The 19,743-nt window shown below is 64.6% G+C and carries 21 protein-coding genes and 1 other RNA gene; 11 read left to right on the top strand and 11 right to left on the bottom strand.

Annotation, left to right across the window (positions count from 1 at the left end; genetic code table 11):
* The first annotated feature begins 160 nt into the window (after positions 1–160).
* Positions 161–1,060, top strand: coding sequence for an aldose 1-epimerase (locus ACE3P0_RS14570; RefSeq protein ID WP_374403424.1), 900 nt, complete (start codon positions 161–163; stop codon positions 1,058–1,060).
* Between the two features lie 76 nt (positions 1,061–1,136).
* On the top strand, positions 1,137–3,404 hold the full coding sequence (locus ACE3P0_RS14575) for a patatin-like phospholipase family protein (protein ID WP_374403425.1): 2,268 nt from the start codon (positions 1,137–1,139) through the stop codon (positions 3,402–3,404).
* A gap of 63 nt (positions 3,405–3,467) precedes the next feature.
* On the opposite strand, the gene ACE3P0_RS14580 is transcribed toward ACE3P0_RS14575, so the two are convergent.
* The 3 genes from ACE3P0_RS14580 to ACE3P0_RS14590 all read right to left on the bottom strand — a co-directional run bounded on the left by ACE3P0_RS14580 (position 3,468) and on the right by ACE3P0_RS14590 (position 5,083).
* Positions 3,468–4,181, bottom strand: coding sequence for a queuosine precursor transporter (locus tag ACE3P0_RS14580; RefSeq protein WP_374403426.1), 714 nt, complete (start codon positions 4,179–4,181; stop codon positions 3,468–3,470).
* 96 nt (positions 4,182–4,277) lie between these two features.
* Positions 4,278–4,664 (bottom strand): HIRAN domain-containing protein, encoded by a 387-nt coding sequence (locus ACE3P0_RS14585; RefSeq protein WP_374403427.1) that lies wholly within the window; start codon positions 4,662–4,664, stop codon positions 4,278–4,280.
* On the bottom strand, positions 4,634–5,083 hold the full coding sequence (locus ACE3P0_RS14590) for a YraN family protein (RefSeq protein ID WP_374403428.1): 450 nt from the start codon (positions 5,081–5,083) through the stop codon (positions 4,634–4,636). Before ACE3P0_RS14590 ends, ACE3P0_RS14585 begins: the two co-directional genes overlap by 31 nt.
* Positions 5,084–5,170: 87 nt before the next feature.
* Between ACE3P0_RS14590 and rsmI the strand changes: the two genes are divergently transcribed.
* The 4 genes from rsmI to ACE3P0_RS14610 are packed head-to-tail and all read left to right on the top strand — an operon-like array spanning position 5,171 to position 8,327.
* A complete protein-coding gene (rsmI, locus tag ACE3P0_RS14595) occupies positions 5,171–5,950 on the top strand; it encodes a 16S rRNA (cytidine(1402)-2'-O)-methyltransferase (protein ID WP_374403429.1) in 780 nt (259 codons plus the stop codon).
* Between the two features lie 60 nt (positions 5,951–6,010).
* Positions 6,011–7,045: a dihydroorotase gene (gene pyrC / locus ACE3P0_RS14600; protein WP_374403430.1), complete on the top strand. Its 1,035-nt coding sequence runs from the start codon at positions 6,011–6,013 to the stop codon at positions 7,043–7,045.
* Positions 7,046–7,053: 8 nt separating this feature from the next.
* On the top strand, positions 7,054–7,524 hold the full coding sequence (locus tag ACE3P0_RS14605; protein WP_374403431.1) for a hypothetical protein: 471 nt from the start codon (positions 7,054–7,056) through the stop codon (positions 7,522–7,524).
* Positions 7,521–8,327 (top strand): DUF3025 domain-containing protein, encoded by an 807-nt coding sequence (locus tag ACE3P0_RS14610; RefSeq protein WP_374403432.1) that lies wholly within the window; start codon positions 7,521–7,523, stop codon positions 8,325–8,327. Before ACE3P0_RS14605 ends, ACE3P0_RS14610 begins: the two co-directional genes overlap by 4 nt.
* Before the next feature lie 16 nt (positions 8,328–8,343).
* Here the strand turns inward: ACE3P0_RS14610 and ACE3P0_RS14615 are convergent, their stop codons facing one another.
* The 6 genes from ACE3P0_RS14615 to ACE3P0_RS14640 all read right to left on the bottom strand — a co-directional run bounded on the left by ACE3P0_RS14615 (position 8,344) and on the right by ACE3P0_RS14640 (position 13,578).
* Positions 8,344–9,171, bottom strand: a complete 828-nt coding sequence (locus ACE3P0_RS14615; protein WP_374403433.1) for an HDOD domain-containing protein — start codon at positions 9,169–9,171, stop codon at positions 8,344–8,346.
* A 115-nt stretch (positions 9,172–9,286) separates the two neighbouring features.
* Positions 9,287–9,481, bottom strand: a complete 195-nt coding sequence (locus ACE3P0_RS14620; protein WP_374403434.1) for a DUF2892 domain-containing protein — start codon at positions 9,479–9,481, stop codon at positions 9,287–9,289.
* 70 nt (positions 9,482–9,551) lie between these two features.
* Positions 9,552–10,205: a Crp/Fnr family transcriptional regulator gene (locus ACE3P0_RS14625; RefSeq protein ID WP_374403435.1), complete on the bottom strand. Its 654-nt coding sequence runs from the start codon at positions 10,203–10,205 to the stop codon at positions 9,552–9,554.
* A complete protein-coding gene (xth, locus tag ACE3P0_RS14630) occupies positions 10,202–10,963 on the bottom strand; it encodes an exodeoxyribonuclease III (protein ID WP_374403436.1) in 762 nt (253 codons plus the stop codon). Before xth ends, ACE3P0_RS14625 begins: the two co-directional genes overlap by 4 nt.
* A 66-nt stretch (positions 10,964–11,029) precedes the next feature.
* On the bottom strand, positions 11,030–11,527 hold the full coding sequence (locus tag ACE3P0_RS14635; RefSeq protein WP_374403437.1) for a DUF4124 domain-containing protein: 498 nt from the start codon (positions 11,525–11,527) through the stop codon (positions 11,030–11,032).
* Positions 11,524–13,578 carry a M3 family metallopeptidase gene (locus ACE3P0_RS14640; RefSeq protein ID WP_374403438.1) on the bottom strand — a complete coding sequence of 685 codons (2,055 nt, stop codon included), beginning with the start codon at positions 13,576–13,578 and terminating at the stop codon, positions 11,524–11,526. The genes ACE3P0_RS14635 and ACE3P0_RS14640 overlap by 4 nt, the downstream gene beginning before the upstream one ends.
* Before the next feature lie 129 nt (positions 13,579–13,707).
* Between ACE3P0_RS14640 and ACE3P0_RS14645 the strand changes: the two genes are divergently transcribed.
* The gene (locus ACE3P0_RS14645) at positions 13,708–14,565 is read left to right on the top strand and encodes an HDOD domain-containing protein (RefSeq protein WP_374403440.1); all 858 of its coding nucleotides are present in this window, start codon (positions 13,708–13,710) and stop codon (positions 14,563–14,565) included.
* Positions 14,566–14,633: 68 nt separating this feature from the next.
* Here ACE3P0_RS14645 and ACE3P0_RS14650 read toward each other — a convergent pair whose 3' ends face one another.
* Positions 14,634–15,527, bottom strand: a complete 894-nt coding sequence (locus ACE3P0_RS14650; protein WP_374403441.1) for a phosphoribosylaminoimidazolesuccinocarboxamide synthase — start codon at positions 15,525–15,527, stop codon at positions 14,634–14,636.
* A gap of 48 nt (positions 15,528–15,575) precedes the next feature.
* The gene (locus tag ACE3P0_RS14655) at positions 15,576–16,802 is read right to left on the bottom strand and encodes an HD-GYP domain-containing protein (protein WP_374403442.1); all 1,227 of its coding nucleotides are present in this window, start codon (positions 16,800–16,802) and stop codon (positions 15,576–15,578) included.
* Between the two features lie 219 nt (positions 16,803–17,021).
* On the opposite strand from ACE3P0_RS14655, the gene ACE3P0_RS14660 reads away from it, so the two are divergent.
* From ACE3P0_RS14660 to rsmH, 4 genes are all read left to right on the top strand, one after another.
* Entirely contained in the window at positions 17,022–17,612 is a 591-nt protein-coding gene (locus tag ACE3P0_RS14660) for a pyridoxamine 5'-phosphate oxidase family protein (protein WP_374403443.1), read from the top strand.
* Positions 17,613–17,631: 19 nt separating this feature from the next.
* Positions 17,632–18,013: RNase P RNA component class A (gene rnpB, locus ACE3P0_RS14665), an RNA gene on the top strand.
* Between the two features lie 360 nt (positions 18,014–18,373).
* On the top strand, positions 18,374–18,820 hold the full coding sequence (mraZ, locus tag ACE3P0_RS14670; protein ID WP_172196848.1) for a division/cell wall cluster transcriptional repressor MraZ: 447 nt from the start codon (positions 18,374–18,376) through the stop codon (positions 18,818–18,820).
* Positions 18,817–19,743: a 16S rRNA (cytosine(1402)-N(4))-methyltransferase RsmH gene (rsmH, locus tag ACE3P0_RS14675; RefSeq protein WP_374403444.1), complete on the top strand. Its 927-nt coding sequence runs from the start codon at positions 18,817–18,819 to the stop codon at positions 19,741–19,743. The genes mraZ and rsmH overlap by 4 nt, the downstream gene beginning before the upstream one ends.

Raw genomic sequence — 19,743 nt, forward strand, 5'->3', positions numbered from 1 at the left:
GAGTCCCCAAGCGCGGCCCGCGGCAGTCCTGACAGTAGCAACACCCGCTAGGATCAAGCACGTACCGGCATATCTCGATTGCGCGATTCAGCATGCCCCCAATTCCATGCAGCGCGCATTTGGTACGATTGGCGAACTAAAAAAGAAAAAGAGGTTGTTGATGTCTTACGATGAGCTTGTCACGCTCCAGGCAAACGGCTGGACGGCGCAGGTTGCGCCGGAGTGTGGCGGCCGGCTGTTCTCATGCCAAGCCGAATTCGGCGGCGCAATGCGCGAAGTGTTGGTGCCGGTTCCCCTCGGCCTGCCGCGCGAGCAGGCGATTCGCAATGCAGGCTGCTATCCGCTGGTGCCGTTTTCGAACCGCATCGCGCAGGGGCAGTTCCGTCACAACGGCAACGATGTGCGACTGGCGGCCCACCCGCTCGGTGCACCCCATGCGATCCACGGCATCGGTTGGGTTCGACCCTGGGATGTCGACACCGAAAACGAGCGTGCCGTGACGATGCGGCTCGATGTGCCGGCGGGCGAGTGGCCGTGGGCGTTTACGGCCGAACAGACGATCACGCTCGACCCGGGTGGCCTCACGATATCGATGCTGGTCACCAATCGAAGCAGTACGCCAATGCCCTGTGGCATGGGCTTCCATCCGTACTTCCCGCGCCCGGCCGGCACTCGCTTGCGCGCCCGCGTGCGTGACCACTGGCTCGTGCAGCCAGACCGGATCCCCCACGGTACCGAGCGTGCGCTCGGCCGCTTTCCGCTCGATGGCACGAAAGTGCTCACCACCGGGTTGGATGACGGATTCTCTGGCTGGAACCGCCGCGCGCGGCTGGACTACGCGGATTACTCGATTGCGCTGACGGCCACGCCGGGGCTCGATCACCTTGTCGTGTACTCGCCCGAGTCGGCACCCTTGGTCTGTGTAGAGCCGGTTAGCCATGTGACCAATGCCGCGAACCTGCCGTTTGCGGCGCGCCAAGCGGCTGGCTGGCGCGAGATTGCGCCGGGCGGTTCGTGGCTGGAATCGATGCATCTTTCGGTGCTGCCACCCCGGCGCTGAGGCATGTGGGCGCAAACGGCGCCTGATCGGGCTGTGGTATAAGCGGCGGAGCCCTTGTCCCTGCTGGTATCCCCCCATGAAACGCCTGATTCCGACCCTGTGCGCCGCGCTTGCAGTGACCTACGGCCCTGATGTGCTGGCTGCGAGCAAGACTGCGCCGAAGGCCGAGGTACCCGCAGCGGTGACGCCGGTAACGGGCAAGCGCCCGCGTGTCGGCCTGGTGCTCGGAGGGGGTGGGGCGCGCGGTCTGGCGCATGTCGGCGTGCTTGAAGCGCTGGAGCGCCTGCATGTGCCGATCGACTGCATCGCAGGCACCAGCGCGGGTGCGCTGATCGGCGGCATCTACGCGTCCGGCATGCCGTTGCCGGAAGTCCGCCGGCGCCTTGAGGACGCTGACTGGGACAAGCTGATCGCCGGATCACCAGACCGCCGCAACCTGCCCTACCTGCGCAAGAAAGACGACTACCAGAACCTGGCGGCGATGACGTTCGGCGTTGACGACAGCGGGTTGAAGGTGCCCCGCAGCGTCGTCGGCTCGCAACTGATCGACCGTTTCCTGCGCGAAATGACACGCGACATCTATCGCGAGTCGTTCAGCGATCTGCCTATCCCGTTCGAAGCGGTTGCGACCGATCTGGAAAAGGGCGACATACGCGTGTTCAAGGGCGGCGATCTCGCGATTGCGCTGCGCGCCAGCATGGCGGTGCCGGGCGTGTTCGATGTCGTGAACGACAACGGCCGGCTGCTGGTGGACGGCATGTTCGTGCGCAACCTGCCGATCGAGAACCTCAAGGACAAGGCGCCGGGCTCCTGCGGTGCGGACGTGGTAATCGTGGTGGACGTCGGCACGCCGATGCTCAAACCCGATGAAATCCGTACCTTTGTCGACGTCGCCGCGCAGGCGATGAATATCGCGACCGGGCGCAATGTGCTGGAACAGCGCAAGCTGCTTGCACCGGGCGACGTGCTCATTGAACCGGATCTGACCGGTTACTCCCCGGCGAGCTTTACCTCGGTGAAGGAGATCATCGAGCGCGGCCGGGCCGCAGCACAGCCGCTGGAGGCGCAACTGAGCGCCCTCGCGGTGGACGATTCCGAGTACCGGGGATGGCTTGCAGGGATCGCATCGCGCGCAACCGAGTCGCAGAAACCTTACGACCGCCTGGAGGTCACGCAGACGCGCTTCGTGCCGCCCGACCGGGTCGAGGGCGTGATCAGCGGCAAGGTGCCGCCTGCAACGCAGGAGCAGTTGCTTGAGCGCTTCGATGCGCTCTACGACACCGGCGACTTCGACTCGATCAACTATCGCCTGCACAACGCAGGAGGCCAGCAGGTCGCAACCGTCACGCCGCTGGAACGTAGCGTGGGCCCCAACTACCTGCGAATGGGCATCGACTTCAAGTTCGACACCTACCGCACTGCGACGATCGGCTTCCTTGGCAACTATCAGATGACATGGCTGAACCGCTGGGGCGCGCAGTGGCGCAACGACATCCGGCTCGGTGCCGAATCGTCGTTGAAGTCGGAGATCTACCAACCGCTGGGTCACTCACCGACCTTCCTGGTGGGCAGCGTCTCGTTCGGAAGTTCGTCCTTGCCGCTGTTCGATTCCGAGGGCAACAAGTTGCTGGAAATCGGCGTCAATCGTCGCGGTGCTGAAGTGGGTGGGGGCTACGGCCTTGGCCGTTATGGCGAGCTTCGACTCACGGCCTTCACCGAGCATGTCGAGGGCGAGGTGCTGACCGGCGGCTTGGGCATCACATCCAACGCCACGACGCGGTTGTATGGCGGACGCGCTCAACTCGTGATCGACCAGCTCGACAATCCGAAGTGGCCACGTCACGGGTATTTCCTGCGGACCGACTACGCGGCCGGCCGCATCAAGGACGAGGACGATCTCGCTCAACTGGTTGAGGTGGATGGCGACGCCGCGAGCACCTTCGGCACCTTCACCGTGCGGTCCACGGTGCGGGTACGGGGCTCCCTGGATCAGAAACTCTCGTCGGTGCCGATCCCGTATCAGCTGGGTGGCTTCCTGCAGGTTTCGGGTATGCAGACCAACGAACTGACCGGCGCACGTACCGCGCTGGGCCGCGTCATGGCGTACAAGCAGATCAGCTCGTTGCTGCCGCAGTTGGGTTCAGGTCTCTACGTCGGCGGCTCGCTCGAGGCCGGCAAGGTGTGGAACCAGATCTTCACCGCCAGCAACACGAAGGTGATTCCGGCGGGATCGGCCTACCTCGGCGTCGATACCTTGCTCGGGCCGCTTTACATGGGTGTCGGTTGGGCGGACTACAACGGCGGCAAGTGGGCCGGTTATCTCTATCTCGGCTATACGAACTGATTGCTCGCCCGAAACAAAAAGGGCCGCGTTGTCGCGGCCCTTTTTTTATTGTTATGCCCGAAGTCAGTTGCGGGTATCGAGCTTGAACGGGTTGAAGTCGGTGTGCCGGTCGTACCAGTCCTCGTTCTCGTGTTTCTTCAGCTTGTTCACGATCACATAGGTCAGCGGCGTGAAGAGTACTTCGACGGCGGTCTTGGTGATGAATTGCGACAGCATGAGCGTCGGCACCAGCTCGTTCGGCATGATGCCGCTGTTCCAGAACGCGAGCGGATAGAAGAGTGAGGAGTCGACCGCTTCGCCGAAGATTGTGGAGCCGATCGTGCGGCTCCACAAATGCTTGCCTTGCGTCAGGATCTTCATCTTCGCGAGTACGAAGGAGTTCACGAACTCGCCGCAGGAGAAAGCAATCAGCGACGCGATCGCGATCCGCCAGGTCGAGCCGAAGGCGGTTTCATAGACCGCCTGATTGGGCCAGGTTGGCGCAGGCGGCAAGGCCACGATCACGTAGGCCATGACCGATGCGAACGCGAGGCCCGCGAAGCCGGCCCAGATCACCCGTCGCGAGTAGGCGTAGCCATACACCTCGGTGAGGATGTCGCCAAAGATGTAGCTGATCGGGAAGAACAGCACGCCGGCACCGAAGGTCAGCGTGCCGACCAGCGGCAGGTTCAGCTGCGCCGCCTTGGCGGGGCCGATCAGGTTGGAACAGATCAGGACGGTGACGAAGGCCACCATCACCAGGTCGTAGTACTTGTACTGCCGGATAGGCCGATTCATGGGGGGCTCTCTCTGCTTGAAGGGTCAATGTGAAACATGTATTGGTTTTGTGCCGAGATTCTGGCACGCGCCGCCCCAAGCCAGAACCCACGCACTTCAGGGCACTACAAACACTTCGATCACGATGCGGCGCCGCGGATCCTTGTCGTCGCGCAGCTGTCCGATACGCGCCTCGACCGCCGTGCCGGCGTCCATCGCGGCAGACACGGCATCGTTTTCGGCGCGCGGCAGGTAACCGAGTTTGTGCCCATCCCAATGCACCGTTATCGCGCGGGCGTCGTGCGGGTTGTCGGCTTCTCGCTGCAAAGCGAGCGGGGCGCCGGCGCGCAACTGCGCCCACACCGAGGGCGCTTCGTAGTGGGTAAATCCGGCCAGCTGCGCGCGCTGCACCAGCACGCGCAGGCGTGGTGCGGCGAAGGCTGGCGCCAGGGCGGCGAGCAGCGTCGCCGCGATCAGTAGGCGTCGAAGGCCCCGCGAATCCATTCGATATGCGCGAGGTGGAGGCGGTCGAGCAGCACGACGTCGAAGCGGCAGGGGCGCCCGACCCAGGCCTTGCCGCCATTGGCGAGAAACCACTCGGCGGTGCGCACGAGCTTGGCCTGTTTGGCGGGGGTGATGCTCGCCGCAGCCCCGCCGAAACGCGGGTCGGTGCGCATGCGTACTTCCACGAACACAAGCATTTCACCGTCGGTTGCGACGAGATCGATCTCGCCCAGCTTGCAGCGGACGTTGCGTGCGATCACCTTGAGCCCTTGCCGCGTAAGCCAGGTTTCGGCCAGGCGTTCGGCAAGCGAGCCGTCGCGCAGATGCGGCGGAACTTGCGGTGCCTCGGGCTCGGCCGCAGAATGCCCGCCGCCCAGCACCTTTGAGAAGCCTTCATGGATTCGTCGGATCAGTCGCACGCCCTACCTCCTGCCAACCGCGTTTTGCTCTCGAAGCCGGCGCTCTACATCGTCGCGACCCCGCTCGGAAATCTATATGACATAACCATGCGTGCCGTCGCGGTGCTTGGCAAGGTGGACGCGATCGCCGCTGAGGACACACGTCACACCCGGCGCTTACTCGATCACTTTGGTATCCGTACGCGCCTGCTGGCGGTGCATCAGCACAACGAGCAGGCCGCCGCCGACGGCCTTGTAGGACTGCTTGAGCAGGGGCAGCACATTGCGCTGGTCACGGATGCCGGCACGCCCGCCGTGTCGGACCCCGGAGCGCGCGTTGTGGCGCGGGTGCAGGCGGCCGGCTTCCCGGTCGTGCCGGTGCCGGGCCCGAGTGCGGTGACCACGGCGCTGTCGGCTTCCGGCCTGGTTGAAGGGCGCTTCCTGTTCGTCGGCTTCCTGCCGCCCAAATCGTCGGCACGCTGTGCAGAGCTCGAAGCGCTGGCCGGCACGCAGGCGGCGCTGGTGTTCTACGAGGCCCCGCACCGGGTGGTGGAGTGCGTCGCGGATATTGCGGCGGTTTTGGGCGGGCAGCGCGAACTGGTGGTGGCGCGTGAGCTGACCAAGCTGCACGAGCAGATCGCCCGCATGCCGCTGGCCGACGCGGCCGAGTGGTTTGCGGCGGATTCCGACCGCTGCCGCGGCGAGTTCGTGCTGATCGTGGCGCCGCCGCTCGTCGTGGAAGGTCTGTCGCCCGACACGGAGCGCACCTTGCGCCTGCTACTCGATGAACTGCCGCTGAAAACGGCCGCCAAGCTCGCCGCGCAATTGACTGGCGCGAACAAGAACGCGTTGTACGAGCGGGCGCTCGCGCTCAAGGACGCGGGCTAAGTCTGGGCCGGCGAGCCCGGCTGGTAAACTGTCGCATTCACCGTTCTTCCGGATTCAGCCATGCAGACGATCACGATCACCCGCCCCGACGACTGGCACTTGCACCTGCGCGACGATGCCGCGCTGGCCGCCGTGCTGCCCGATACGGCGCGCCGTTTCGGCCGTGCGATCGTGATGCCGAACCTGCGCCCGCCGGTCACCACCGTCGCGCTGGCGGCCGAGTACCGTGCGCGAATCCTCGCTGCGCTACCGGCGGGCCTCAAGTTCGAGCCGCTGATGACGTTGTACCTCACAGACAACACGTCGCCAGACGAGATCGACCGCGCCAAGGCAAGCGGCTTCGTGCATGCGGTCAAGCTGTATCCGGCTGGCGCCACGACCAATTCGGACGCGGGCGTGACTGCGATCGACAAGGTCTATCCGGTGCTCGAACGCATGGAGCGTGTTGGCCTGCCGCTGCTGGTACACGGGGAGGTGACCCATGCTGACGTGGATGTCTTCGATCGCGAGCGCGTGTTTATTGATCGCGTATTTGCGCCGGTCACGGCGCGTTTCCCGGGTCTTCGCACGGTCTTCGAGCACATCACGACGGCGGATGCCGCGCGATTTGTGAGCGAGGCCGGAGACAACATCGCTGCCACCATCACCGCGCATCATCTGTTGATGAACCGTAATGCCATCTTTGCCGGTGGCATTCGGCCGCACCACTATTGCCTGCCGGTCTTGAAGCGCGAAACGCATCGGCAGGCGCTGGTGGCTGCGGCAACCTCCGGCTCGAAGAAGTTCTTCCTCGGTACCGACTCGGCGCCGCATGCCAGGTCGGCCAAGGAGGCAGCCTGCGGCTGTGCCGGTTGCTACACCGCCAACGCCGGCATCGAGCTGTATGCCGAGGCCTTCGACCAGGCCGGCGCGCTCGACAAGCTCGAAGCCTTCGCGAGCTTCAATGGCCCGGACTGGTATGGCCTGCCGCGTAACGCGGACACGCTGACGCTGGTTAAGGATGCCTGGACTGTTCCCGCGCAGCTCGATTACCTCAACGGTGATCCGCTGGTGCCGCTGCGCGCCGGCGAGACGATCGCCTGGAAACTCGCCTGAGCTGAACCATGCGCCTGCCTGCACTGTTCGCCGTTGTCGCCGCAACATCCCTCCCGCTCTGGCTGACGGGTTGCGAGAACAACGCTGCCGCGTATGAAGTGGATGGTCGCAACCATGCGATCTCGCTGGTGCGCGAGCGCAACTACATCTGGAGCGATGAGGTGAAGCAGGCGCTCGTCGCCGCGCGCTTTCCGGTTTGCCAGCGCCGCTGGGAGATCGTGCCGGGCAACACCGAAGGCCCGAAGATGTCGCTGTACGAGATCCGCGACGGCTTGTTTGTGGCCGTGCAGGGCAAGCATTGGTATGCCATCGGCACTGAGAAGTGCGAGGTTGCCAAGATGGAGCCAAACGGCGACACGCCGCCGGGGCAGTTGCTTGGGGCCTTCGTGCGCAAGGACGATGTGCTGAGTTTCGTGCCAGACCCGGCTGCACGCGCGGCGGGTGCTGCAGCCACGGCAGAGCAGTCGGCGCCGCAGTGAGTGGCCCGGGCCCGGCGGACTTCGCCGATCGGCCTCTGTTCGAATCCTACGCGGACGGCCTTCGCGCCAGCGGCGGACAGCTTCCGTCGCGCGAGCTGCTCGATGCCATGTTCGAGCGGCCGGGGCCTCGCCCCTGTCTGCTGGACGGCTCGCCAATCCATCTGGTCGATGCGCCTCAGCCCGAAGGCTACGAGGCCGGTATCGCCGTCAGTGGCGGCGTGCCGACCCGCGAATTCGACTGGCATGACTACTTCAACGCGCTCGTCTGGCGCCGCTTCCCGCGTGCCAAGGCGGCGCTGAACGCCGCGCACATCGCGGCATTGCAGGAGCGAGGCCCAGCTGCGCCACGTGGCCCGCGCCGCGATGCGCTGACCCAATTCGATGAGTGTGGGGTCGTGGTCTTGGCGTCGGAGCCGGCGCTGCTGGATGTGTTACGCGGCCATTGTTGGCGGGAGTTCTTCTTCGACCGGCGCGGCGCGTGGGGCAGGGCGATCGAGGTGATCGTGTTTGGCCATGCAACGCTCGATCAGTTGCGCGCCCCGTTTGTCGGGCTCTGTGGCAAGGCGCTGCTGCGTGCGGTGTCGCCAGCGTGGTTTGCGCAGCCGCTCGCTGCGCGCTGTGAACCGCTTGATCTGTGGTTGGCCGACGTCATCGCAGACCCCGCTGGGATCGGCGGCGGCCTGCGCTTGCAACCGTTGCCCTTGCTCGGCGTGCCTGGCGTGGTCGCGGACAGCGACAATCCGGACTATTACGCGGACACGCGCCAGTTCCGGCCCTTGCGGCGGGTAGCGCCAACCGCCTGATGTTCCGTATTCGACCCTAAATGAAGGACTGTGCCTCGGCGAGCATTGCCGGGCCGTCTTCGAGGATTGCGCTCAGCTGTTCGGCGTCAAAAGCCAGCTTGTCCAGCCATTCGGTCGGCACCGCCTCGGCGATGGCGTCGCCGGACATGCCTTCCATCAGGCTTTGCGCGCACACACTCGAAATGGCGACGACGGCCGCAAAGGGGCTGGCTTGTTTGGACACGGGGTAGGCGTAAGCCCCCAAGGCATTCTGGATCGCGACCGGGAACTGCCACAGGCGGGCGAGCTCTGCGCCGGCCGCGCAGTGGTCGGCACCAAAGCGCTCGCGTTCAGCTTCGCAACGCTCGGCAGGACTCGCATCAACCATTTCAGCGGCAAGCGCCTGGGCTTCCGCCGGGTGCGCGAGATGCAGCAGAAGATCGCCGATGCGGTGCATTAGCGCGGCGGTGTAGGAGAACTCCACATCGATCCGCGCCCGCCGCGCGATGGAGCGCGCCAGTGCGGCGCTCAGCAAGGCGTGGCGCCAGAACGGCTGCAGTTTCACGCCGGGCACGGCCTTGAAGGTGTTGGTCATGCCCGAGGCAATCACCAGTGTGCGCAGCGCGTTGAGGCCGATGCGGGTGACGGCCTCTTCGATCGCACCGATCTTCCGCGTGGCGCCGTAGTAGGCCGAATTGGCCATGCGCAGCACGCGGGCGGAAAGCGTCGGGTCGTGTTTGACGGAGTCGGCGAGGTCGCTGAGGTCTGCGCTGTCGTCTTCCATCGTCCGCACCAGATCCTGCATGACCTTGGGCATTGCAGGCAGGTCGGGGATGCGTTCAAAGAGTTGTTCGATGGTGCTCACGATCAGGCTCCGGCGGACTGTATTCCAAGAATATCGGCGTCACCCGGCCAGACTTGAATGCAGCAGGGCCGACCGGCGTGAGCGCGGGTCGGCCCTGATCTGCGGCATGCGAGGTCTACTGCTTCTTCATCGGGCAGGTGTTGATGCCCAATAGCCCGTATGCCGGGCATACGCCGAACAGGCCGGTTGCGAGCGGCACGACGCCGATCCAGCCCCAGGCGCCCACGATGCCGGCCGCTGCCAGCCCCACCAGTACCGCACCGCCGCCGATGCGAACCACCTTGTCGATGCCACCCACGTTTGCAGCCATGTCGTGCTCCTTGCCGGTTTGTGTGGGGGTGATTGGATACCGGCTTGCCGCGGCGCGTATGTAACCCTGGTTACACAGCCTCGGGCGCGGCGAGCCGACGCAGGCCGGCCGGGTCGATGACCTCGATCCGCTCGCGCCCGAGGCGGATCAGCCCTTGGTCGGCAAAGCCCTTCAAAAGCCGGCTGACCATCTCGCGCACGCTGCCCAGTTCGTCGGCGAGTTGCTGGTGCGTGATCTGCAGCAGGCGTCCGCGCCCGAGCAGGTGGTTTGCGAGCCGCGCGTCGAGCCGGCGGAAGGCCACTTCCTCGACCAGTTGCATCAGATCCGCCATGCGCTCCGAGACGAGGCGGAAGATGAAGTCGCGGAATGCGGGTTCGGCCATCAGCGCTTCGAAGTCGGGCTGCGGCAATAGCAGCAGGGTGCTGTCGCGCTCCGCGATGCCGCTGGCGTTGTAGTCCGCGTGGCCGAGCAGACAACTCGTCGACACGATGCAGGTCTCGCCCGGCAGCACGCGGTAGAGCGGTAGCTCACGCCCCTGCGCCGAGCGCTTGATGACACGGATCGCGCCTTCCAGTACGAACGGAAATCCGCCGCAGCGCTGGTGCTCGTCGAACACCTGCGCGCCCGCGGGCACGCAGATCCGTTGCCCGCACTGCAGGATGCGTTCGCGCGCCGCTGGCGAGAGGGCGTCAAGCGCGGTGTAGCGGTCGAGCGCGTCGCTCATAGATCGAGGACGGCGACAACCGGGGCGTGGTCGCTCGGCCTTTCAAGCACGCGGGTGCTCTTGTCGACACTGCACTGCGACAGCGCCGCAGCCAACGGCGGCGTCAACAGGATGTGGTCGATGCGCAGACCGAAATTGCGGCGGAAGGCATTCATCCGGTAATCCCACCACGAGAAGCTCTTTTCCGGATGCTCGAACTGGCGGAAAGCGTCGACCAAGCCTAGGTTGGTGAGGGCTTTGAAGGCGTCGCGCTCGGGCGTCGAGACGTGGATTTCGTCTTTCCAGTCGGGGTGCGCGTCGCAGTCTTCTGGCGCGATGTTGAAGTCTCCGGTCAGCACCAGCTTCGGGTGCGCAGCGATCTCGCCCCGCAGCCATTCGGTCAGTGCAGCGAGCCATTCGAGTTTGTAGGCGAACTTCTCCGAACCGACTGCCTGGCCATTCGGAAAGTAGGCGCCGACAACGCGCACATCGCCGATCGTCGCGGCGATCACGCGCGCTTGCGGATCAGCAAAGCCGGGGACATTGCGTTGCACCGCGTCCATCGGCGCACGCGACAGGATCGCCACGCCGTTGTAGGTTTTCTGGCCGTGCGTTTCGAGTCGATAACCGGCAGCTTCGATGTCGGCGCGCGGTACGGTGCTGTCTTCGCACTTGAGCTCCTGCAGGCATACGACATCGGGTTGTTCGCGTGCGAGCCAGTCAAGCAGATGCGGCAAGCGGACCTTGAGCGAATTCACATTCCAGGTGGCGAGCTTCAAGGCGGACCCCAAAAGAAAGAGACCCGCCGATTCTACCGGCGGGTCTTCTTGGGGGGTACGGAGCGGTTATTGAGGCTTGGATGGGTAGCCCGCCCCACTCAGTTCCGACGACCATTCGGATTCAAGGAAACCGTGAATCGGCTTCGCTCCGATGAGCAAAGCCGGCAGACCGATCTCTTCGGGCTTGCTCTTGCCGAGCATCTTGGCCGCGGACGCGGCCTCTTCGGCGTTTGTCAGCCTGACCTCAGAGAACGGGATCCCGCGGCCCTGCAGATACTTGCGCGCGGGGTCGCAGCCATCGCAACGTTCTGCTGCCGTGTACAAGGTTACCGGGTAACGAGACGCCGCCTGCCGGGTCGCGTAAGACATCCTGTCCATCTGGATCGAGCTGCCCTTCAGCATGCGTTCTTCCACCCGTTTCGCATCGGCCGGCGGCGGCATGTCCGAGTAGTGCACCCGGCCGCTTGAATCAACCCAGCGGATGATGCTCTCGGCGTGTGAGGCGGGCGCCGCGCCAAGGAGCCCGATCGCAAATATGGCGGAACAAGCGATTTTGGTGTTCATGCCGTAATCATACCGTGATGGCGCAGCAATGCGTCAGGCTTTGGTGGGCGGCCGCGGAAGGCGGTGAAGGATTCGAGCGCCGGCCGTGAGCCGCCGACGCCGAGCACTTCCTGCATGAAACGTTCGCCGGTGGCGCGGTCGAGCACGCTGCCAGTCTTTTCGGCGGCTTCTTCGAAGGCCGAATACGCGTCGGCCGACAGCACCTCTGCCCAGTGGTAGCTGAAGTAGCCGGCCGAATAGCCACCCGCGAAGATGTGGCTGAACGCGTTCGGGAAGCGTTGCCAGGTCGGCGGGTGGATCACCGCCACCTCGTCACGCACCTGGCGCAGCAGCGCCATCACGTCGCCCGCTGCGGTGTTGAATTCGCTGTGCAGGCGCATGTCGAACAAGGCGAATTCCACCTGCCGCAGCATGCCCAGCCCGGCGTGGAAGTTCTTCGCCGCCAGCACGCGGTCGAACAGCTCGCGCGGCAGCGGGGCGCCGGTTTCCGCGTGCGCCGTCATGTTGCTCAGCACTTCCCATTCCCAGCAGAAGTTCTCCATGAACTGGCTCGGCAGCTCCACCGCGTCCCATTCAACGCCGTTGATACCGGACACGCCGGGCTCTGCGACCCGGGTGAGCAGGTGATGCAGGCCGTGGCCGGCCTCATGGAACAGCGTGATGACCTGGTCGAAGCTGTACAGCGCGGGGCGGCCATCGGCGGGCGGCGATGCGTTGCAGACCAGGTAGGCGATCGGCGTTTCGCGGCCGGCGGCGGTCTCGCGCAGCGAGCGGGCTTCGTCCATCCACGCGCCGCCGCGCTTGGTGTCGCGCGCGTAGGGGTCGAGGTAGAAGTGGCCGATGTCCTTGCCGTCACGCGTCAGCGTGAAGTAGCGGACATCCGGATGCCATACGGGCGCTGAGTCCGGCCGGATCGTCACGTCGTAGAGGCGGCCGACCACGCCGAACAGCCCGTCGAGCACCTTGTGCTCGGGGAAGTACTGGCGCAGCGCTTCTTCCGAAAAGTCGTAGCGCGCCTGCCGCAGCTTCTCCGCGGCGTAGCCCATGTCCCAGGGTTGAAGGTCTGCGATACCCAGCGACGCTGCCGCGAACTCGCGCAGGTCGACCAGGTCACGCTCGGCCGACGGCCGTGCGCGACGCGCGAGGTCGAGCAAAAACTCAATCACTTCTTCCGGCGAGCCGGCCATCTTTGGCACCAGCGATACGCTGGCGTGATTCGGATAGCCCAGCAAGCGCGCGGCTTCCTCGCGCAGCGTCAGGATGCGCGCGATCAGCGGGCCGTTGTCCCATTCCGGGTGGCCGATCTCTGCCGAGAATTCCGAGGCGCGCGTCGCATTGGCGCGCCACACGCGTTCACGTAGCCCGCGGTCGTCAGCTTGCCGCAGCACGGCCATCACGCACGGACCTTGCAGCGTCAGCCGGTAGCCGGTGACACCTGCCTTTTCGGCTACTGCCTTGGCGTTCGCGATGGTGTCGGCGGGCAGGCCGGAGAGCGCTTCCGGGCTCGCAAAGTCCTCGTGCCAGGCGTTGGTCGCGTCCAGCAGATTCTCCGAGAACTTGGCCGACAGCCCTGCCAGTTCCTCCTGGATCGCCTGAAACCGGGGTTTGTCGGCGTCCGGCAACTCGGCGCCGGAAAGACGGAAATCGCGCACGGCATCTTCGATCACCTTGCGGCGCGCGCGCGGCCAGTTTGCGAAATCGCTGCGCGCGGCAAGCGCCTTGTAGCCACTAAACAGCGCAGCGTTTTGACCCAGCTCGGCAAAGAAGCGCGTTACCTCCGGCAGCATCGCGTTGTAGGCTTCGCGCCAGGGAGGCAGATCCAGCACCGAATGCAAATGGCGTACGACACCCCAGGCGCGGCCAAGCCGATCGCTGACATCCGACAGGGGCTGAACGAAGTTCTCCCAGGTCGGCCCGCTGGGCTGGCTGGTCAGCGTTTCGACCAGCGCGCGGGCTTCATCGAGCAGACTGGAAATTGCCGGCGAGACGTGTTCCGGGGTGACAATGTCGAAGCGCGGTGCGCCGGAGAAGTCGAGCAGGGGATTGTTCATGTCGATGACCCAAAAGTTGTGCCGCTATTGTGCCGAAAACACTGCTTGGGCGGTGCGGGCCTGAAACCAGGCCACTGCCACCCGAATACCCCCGCATCGGGGGCGCCATTTTTCCGGAGGTAGTACCAGATGGACAACGCCCAGTCGCAGCGCGAGGCACTTGGTGCCGAGATCGAGCGCGAACTTGCCGACGGCAGCCTGAACTTCCCGACCTTCCTGGAGGTGTCGCAGAAAATCCAGAAGACGCTTGAACGGGAAGACGCCGGACTTGATGCGTTGGTTCCCTTGATTCAGCTCGAGCCGGTGTTGGCGGCGCGCGTGGTGGGTCTCGCCAATTCGGTGCTGTATGCGGGGAGTGGCACGCAGGTGAAGGATGTGAAGTCCGCAGTCATGCGGATCGGACACGCCGCGGTGCGGAGCCTCGCGCTCGCGGTTGCCACTGCCCAGTTGGCGCACGGCGAACGGCTTGGTGCAGCGCGGCGCTATGCAACGCTGTTGTGGGATCACAGCCTCGACGTAGCCGGCTGGGCCTACGCGATCAGTGCCACCTTCCGCACCGTGAGGCCTGACGACGCCCTGCTTGCCGGCATGTTGCACGACATCGGCCAGTTCTACCTGCTCGGCAAGGCAGCGGACTACCCGGCACTGCTGGATTCGGAGAGCGAACTCTCCGACATGCTGCTGTGCTGGCACAAACCGATCGGTGAGGCGGTGCTCAAGGCGCTTGGCATGGCGCCGGAGCTGGCGGATGCGGTCAATGATCGCGAGCTATACGGCTCGATGTGGCCGCCCGCAAGCCTGCCGGATGTGCTGATGGTGGCCTGTCTGTTGGCCGACACCCCGAACCCGCTCACGCTGATGAGCGAGGACGCGCGGACCAGTCTGCGCAAGATCGTCGCGCACGGGATCCCGGACGACGTGCTTGAACAACTGCACCTGGATGCGGCGGACGAGCGGCGCAAGGCGCTTGCTGCGTTGGCGGGTTGAGCCCGCCGCGGCGCGGCAAAACAAAACGCCCGCATCAAGCGGGCGTTTTTCATGGTGTTGCGGGTGACTTAACCGAGCGATTTGCCGGTCAGGCGTTCGTAGGCTTCCACATACTTGGCGCCGGTGCGCTCGGCGACTTCGGTCGGCAGTTTCGGGCCCGGCGCCTGTTTGTTCCAGTCCAGTGTTTCCAGGTAGTCGCGCACGTACTGCTTGTCGTACGACGGTGGCGAGATGCCTTCGCGATAGCTGTCGGCGGGCCAGAAGCGCGACGAATCCGGCGTCAATGCCTCATCGATGATGTGCAGCGTGCCGGCAGCGTCGAGGCCGAACTCGAACTTTGTGTCGGCGATGATGATGCCGCGGCCGGCGGCGTAGTCACGGGCTTCGGAATACAGGCGGATCGCGGTGTCGCGTACCTGAGCGGCGAGGGCGGGGCCAACCAGCGCCTCGCATTTCGCGAAGTCGATGTTCTCGTCGTGTGTGCCGAGTTCGGCCTTGGTCGACGGTGTGAAGATCGGCTGCGGGAGCTTCGCGGCCTGTTGCAGGCCGGCCGGCAGCGCGATGCCACATACGGCGCCGGTCGCGAGGTAATCCTTCCAGCCTCCGCCGATGATGTAGCCGCGTACCACTGCTTCGATCGGCAGCGGCTTCAGGCGCTTCACCACCAGTGCGCGGCCGCGCACCTGCTCGCGTTCGTCTTCGGCCACCACGCTTTCGGGGTTGATGCCGGTCAGTTGGTTCGGCACCACATGCGCGAGCTTGTCGAACCAGAAGTTCGCAAGCGCGGTCAGCACTTCGCCCTTGCGCGGGATCGGGTCGGGTAGCACCACGTCGAAAGCGGACAGGCGGTCGGTGGTGACGATCAACAGCTTGTCATCACTGACGGCGTAGATGTCGCGCACCTTGCCGCGTCCGAGGAGCGGCAGGCTCTTGATCGAGGACTCGAAGAGCGGCTGGGTCATGGCAGGAATCCGGGTAAAACGCGGATTATACCGGTCGCCGCCGCCGACTCAGATGCCCAGGAAACGCATCGGGTCCAGCTTCCATTTCGCCGGATCTTCGTGGCCGACGATACGGTCACCGCCACCACTGCCCAGCGGCCGCGAAAGGTCGAGCAGATACGGCTCGACATAGCCGTTCGACTTGGCCGAGAAGAACACCTTGATTACCGGCGTCAGCAGGCTGCTTTCGTTCTGCTCGGTGACCACACCCAGCTTGCCGGATTCAAGCTTTACCAGCGTGCCGACCGGGTAGATGCCAACGATGCGCATGAAGGCCTGCACCAGCGTCGGCTCGAAATGGAACTTGCTCCATTCGTAGAGCTTGCGCAGTGCGTCGGTGGCCGGCATGCCCTTGTGGTAACAGCGGTCGGCTGTGATGGCGTCGTACACATCGACGATCGCGGCCATCTTCGCAAGGGTCGAAATCTTGTCGCCGGGCAGCTTGTCCGGATAGCCGCTGCCGTCGATTCGTTCATGGTGGTGCAGTGTGATGTCGAGTGGAATCTCGCCGATGTCCGGCGTCTTCAGCAGCACATCCCAGCCGTCCTTGGGGTGGCGCTTGATCAGGTCGAACTCTTCGTCGGTCAGCCGGCCCGGCTTGTTGAGTACCGCATCCGGCACAAAGGCTTTGCCGGTGTCGTGAAGCAGGCCACCGAGGCCGGCCTGGTGGGTCAGCTCGGCGTCCATGCCGACACCGCGGCAGAAGGCGATCAGCAGCGTGCCGACGCTGACCGAGTGCAGGAAGGTGTAGTCGTCCTTGTTCTTGATGCGCAGCAGCGTCAGCAGTGCGCCGCCGTTGCGCAGAACCGACTCTGTGATGTCTTGCACCAACGGTTCAACGGCTTCCATCTCGACGGCCTTGCCCAGCCGCACGTCCTGCATCACGTTGCGCACCATCGCTTCGGCCTGGCTCTTGATCTGCTTGGCGCGGGCCATTTCTGCGGCAACGTCCAGTTTCAGCGGCACGACCGGCTTCTGTGCCGCCAGTTCGATCATTTCCCGCTCGATCGTGGCTTTCACCTCTTCGGCGGTTGGCGCATCGGTCACGTCCAGGCCGCGCGACGTATCGATGTAAACGTCGTGAATACCGGCTGCCATTACCTTTTCGATCTGAGCATCGTCGGAGAGCAGGAAACGGTTGCGCAGGAAGGGGTGTTCCATCCATCCACAATCGAGGTCGTGCAGGAACATGCCAACGCGCAATTGTTCGGCGGATATCTTCTTGATCGAGGACACGGCGGGGATTCCGGACGATGTTGACGACAACGCTTTAACGGCCGTGCCGGCCAGATCTGAACGGCAGCGGAGGCGGGGGCGGCACAGGTGCATGCAATAATTCGTTAATTGGCGGCCTATGCTCCTCGGTGCGCTGCAGCGCCAGGCTGATCCGCCAAGTCTCTGTGCCTAAGCCCCGCTTAGGCGTTTCGTTGATCCATTCCCCTGAAGCTCGAACGAATGTCCTCCCGCCCCCCTACGCCGGCCGAGATCGTGCCGGCTTGGCGCCATGTTCTCAGTGCCGATCTGGCTGCACACGCGCAGCATCCCGCCGCGAGTTTCGTGCAGCTAGCAACGCTCGATGTCGACGGCTTTCCGGCGAATCGCACCCTAACGTTCCGTCGCTTTGGTCAGACCAGCGAGTTGGTCTTCACGACCGACCTTCGTAGTCAAAAATGCGAGCAGATCGCGCACGACGCGAAGGCCGAAGCGTGCTGGTACTTCGCCGACGCGCGGGTGCAGTGGCGCTTGCGCGGCCGTGTCGGCGTTGCTGGCCCGCGTTCGCGTACGTATCAAACCCTTCGTGCCGAGGTCTGGGCTCTCCTTTCCGAATCGTCGCGCCGGCGTTTCCTGTGGCCGACGCCGGGGCAAGCGCTTGGCGAATCGATCGACGCCAGCTTGTCAACACCGAATAGCCCGCCAGCGAGCTTCGGTTTGCTTGTCTTGTCGCCGCTGCGCGCCGGGCGACTTGATTTACGTGCGGCGCCGAATCGACACCTGAGCTGGTCGGCGACCCGCAGCGGGTGGCGAATGACCGAGCTGAACCCCTGACGCGGTACAATCCGCCTTGGAAGTCCGCCAGGCAGTCGCGGTACCGCGAGGTATCGAGGAAAGTCCGGGCCCCGCAGGGCAGAATGCCGGCTAACGGCCGGGCGCTATAAGCCGAAAGGCCCAAGGCGACGGAAAGTGCAACAGAGAGCAGACCGCCGATGGCCCCGCGAGGGGATCAGGTAAGGGTGAAACGGTGGGGTAAGAGCCCACCGCGGACGTGGTGACACGGACGGCACGGTAAACCCCATTCGGGGCAAGGCCAAATAGGGGAGCGTTGAGGCGGCCCGCTGAGCTCCCGGGTAGGCTGCTAGAGCTTCGCAGCAATGCGTCGACCAGAGGAATGACTGCCCCGTCACCGCAAGGGGGCGCGACAGAACCCGGCTTATCGGCGGACTTCCACTTCCCGCCTGTTTTCTGCAGCGATGTTCGGCCGCGATACGCATTTGCTGTATCCGGCCAATCGCTCGCCGCGCCTGCGCTCCAGGCGATGACGATCTTCCGCTAGGCGACAAAATTCAAGCGCTTTCTGCGCTTGTTTCGCTATCCCATTGGATTAATTGAATATTTCTCTGCGTGAAATTTCGCTCGGAGCGATAAGTCATTGTGTTGCTTGAGAAAAACGTCGCGGGGCTCGCTTGACCGGGTTGTTTCTTTTACCTAAAGTGGTGCGAAGTGGAGAAAAATGGGAAAAAGTGGACGTAAGCCCTCTGCGCGTGTCGCAAAGTGGCAGAGCCGCCTCCCGATGAGCTGAAAGGGTTTCGATGTTTCAGGGCGCTGCCGCGCTGAGTCTCGATGCGAAGGGTCGCCTGGCGATCCCGTCGCGGCATCGTGACGCCCTGACCGTCATGTCGAGCGGTCAGCTCGTGATCACTGCGCACCCGCATCGCTGCCTGCTCGTCTATCCGGTGCCCGCCTGGGAACCGATCCGCGACAAGGTCCTCGCCGCGCCCAGCCTTGAGGCGCGTTCCGCGTTGCTCAAACGTTTGCTGGTCGGCTTTGCGCGCGACGAGGAAATGGATGCCGCTGGCCGCGTGCTGATCGCGCCGGAGCTGCGCCAGTTCGCCCAGCTCGACAAACAGGTCTGGCTGGTGGGGCAGGGCAATCACTTCGAGTTGTGGTCCGACGCCGGCTGGCAGAAGCAGCAGGAAGAGATGCTGGCCCTGGGCGCCGATCTGCTTCCGCCTGGTCTGGAGACCTTGTCGCTGTGAGCGCCGAACTGGCGCACGTGACAGTCCTGCTGGACGAGGCGGTCGAAGCGCTCGCCATCCGGCCGGACGGGGTTTACGTCGACGGCACCTTCGGTCGTGGTGGCCACAGCGGCGCAATCCTGAAACGCCTTGGGCCAAACGGTCGCTTGATTGCGTTTGATCGCGACCCGGTTGCGATCGCAGCCGGCAAGGCGCTTGGCGACGCGCGACTGACGCTGGTGCACGAGCCGTTCTCAGCGTTCTCCGGCGCCCTGGATGAGCTGGGCGTGGCGAAAGTGGATGGCGTGCTGCTCGATCTGGGGGTGTCTTCCCCGCAGCTCGACGACGCCCAGCGCGGCATGAGTTTCCGATTCGATGCGCCGCTCGACATGCGCATGGATACAACCCGCGGCGAAACCGCCGCGGAATGGCTTGCACGGGCCTCCGTGCAGGAAATCACCGAAGTAGTGAGGGGGTACGGTGAAGAACGGTTTGCTTACCAGATTGCAAAGGCGCTTGTTGCTGCTCGGGCAGGGCAACCTGTTACAACCACACGGCAACTTGCCGCGCTCGTGGAAAAGGTCGTGCGCACGCGCGAGCCGGGGCAGCACCCTGCGACGCGCACCTTCCAGGCTCTACGGATTCACGTCAATCGCGAGCTTGAGGAGCTGTCGCTGATCCTGCCGCAATGCGTGGATCGGCTTGCGACAGGCGGGCGGATTGCCGTGATTGCCTTTCATTCCCTTGAAGACCGCATCGCCAAGCAGTTCCTGCGTGATGCGTCGCATTCGGTCGAGCCGCCGCGTGGCGTGCCGGTGCGCGCGGCAGATCTGCCGCCGCCGCCGATGCGCCTGATCGGCAAACCGGTGCGGCCGAGCGCTGCCGAGGTGGCGGCTAACCCACGCGCGCGCAGCGCGATCATGCGTGTTGCGGAGCGGATCTGA

It is taken from the genome of Niveibacterium sp. (genome assembly GCF_041909475.1).
Taxonomy (GTDB): Bacteria; Pseudomonadota; Gammaproteobacteria; order Burkholderiales; family Rhodocyclaceae; genus Niveibacterium.

Bases quoted from the DNA above. Each gene is read 5' to 3' on its own strand.
- rsmI (WP_374403429.1), top strand. From the start codon at position 5,171: ATGCGTGCCGTCGCGGTGCTTGGCAAGGTGGACGCGATCGCCGCTGAG.
- ACE3P0_RS14620 (WP_374403434.1), bottom strand. From the start codon at position 9,481: ATGGCTGCAAACGTGGGTGGCATCGACAAGGTGGTTCGCATCGGCGGC.
- ACE3P0_RS14645 (WP_374403440.1), top strand. From the start codon at position 13,708: ATGGACAACGCCCAGTCGCAGCGCGAGGCACTTGGTGCCGAGATCGAG.
- ACE3P0_RS14580 (WP_374403426.1), bottom strand. From the start codon at position 4,181: ATGAATCGGCCTATCCGGCAGTACAAGTACTACGACCTGGTGATGGTG.
- ACE3P0_RS14650 (WP_374403441.1), bottom strand. From the start codon at position 15,527: ATGACCCAGCCGCTCTTCGAGTCCTCGATCAAGAGCCTGCCGCTCCTC.
- ACE3P0_RS14605 (WP_374403431.1), top strand. From the start codon at position 7,054: ATGCGCCTGCCTGCACTGTTCGCCGTTGTCGCCGCAACATCCCTCCCG.
- ACE3P0_RS14575 (WP_374403425.1), top strand. From the start codon at position 1,137: ATGAAACGCCTGATTCCGACCCTGTGCGCCGCGCTTGCAGTGACCTAC.
- ACE3P0_RS14660 (WP_374403443.1), top strand. From the start codon at position 17,022: ATGTCCTCCCGCCCCCCTACGCCGGCCGAGATCGTGCCGGCTTGGCGC.
- mraZ (WP_172196848.1), top strand. From the start codon at position 18,374: ATGTTTCAGGGCGCTGCCGCGCTGAGTCTCGATGCGAAGGGTCGCCTG.
- pyrC (WP_374403430.1), top strand. From the start codon at position 6,011: ATGCAGACGATCACGATCACCCGCCCCGACGACTGGCACTTGCACCTG.
- ACE3P0_RS14635 (WP_374403437.1), bottom strand. From the start codon at position 11,527: ATGAACACCAAAATCGCTTGTTCCGCCATATTTGCGATCGGGCTCCTT.
- ACE3P0_RS14570 (WP_374403424.1), top strand. From the start codon at position 161: ATGTCTTACGATGAGCTTGTCACGCTCCAGGCAAACGGCTGGACGGCG.
- ACE3P0_RS14625 (WP_374403435.1), bottom strand. From the start codon at position 10,205: ATGAGCGACGCGCTCGACCGCTACACCGCGCTTGACGCCCTCTCGCCA.
- ACE3P0_RS14640 (WP_374403438.1), bottom strand. From the start codon at position 13,578: ATGAACAATCCCCTGCTCGACTTCTCCGGCGCACCGCGCTTCGACATT.
- ACE3P0_RS14585 (WP_374403427.1), bottom strand. From the start codon at position 4,664: ATGGATTCGCGGGGCCTTCGACGCCTACTGATCGCGGCGACGCTGCTC.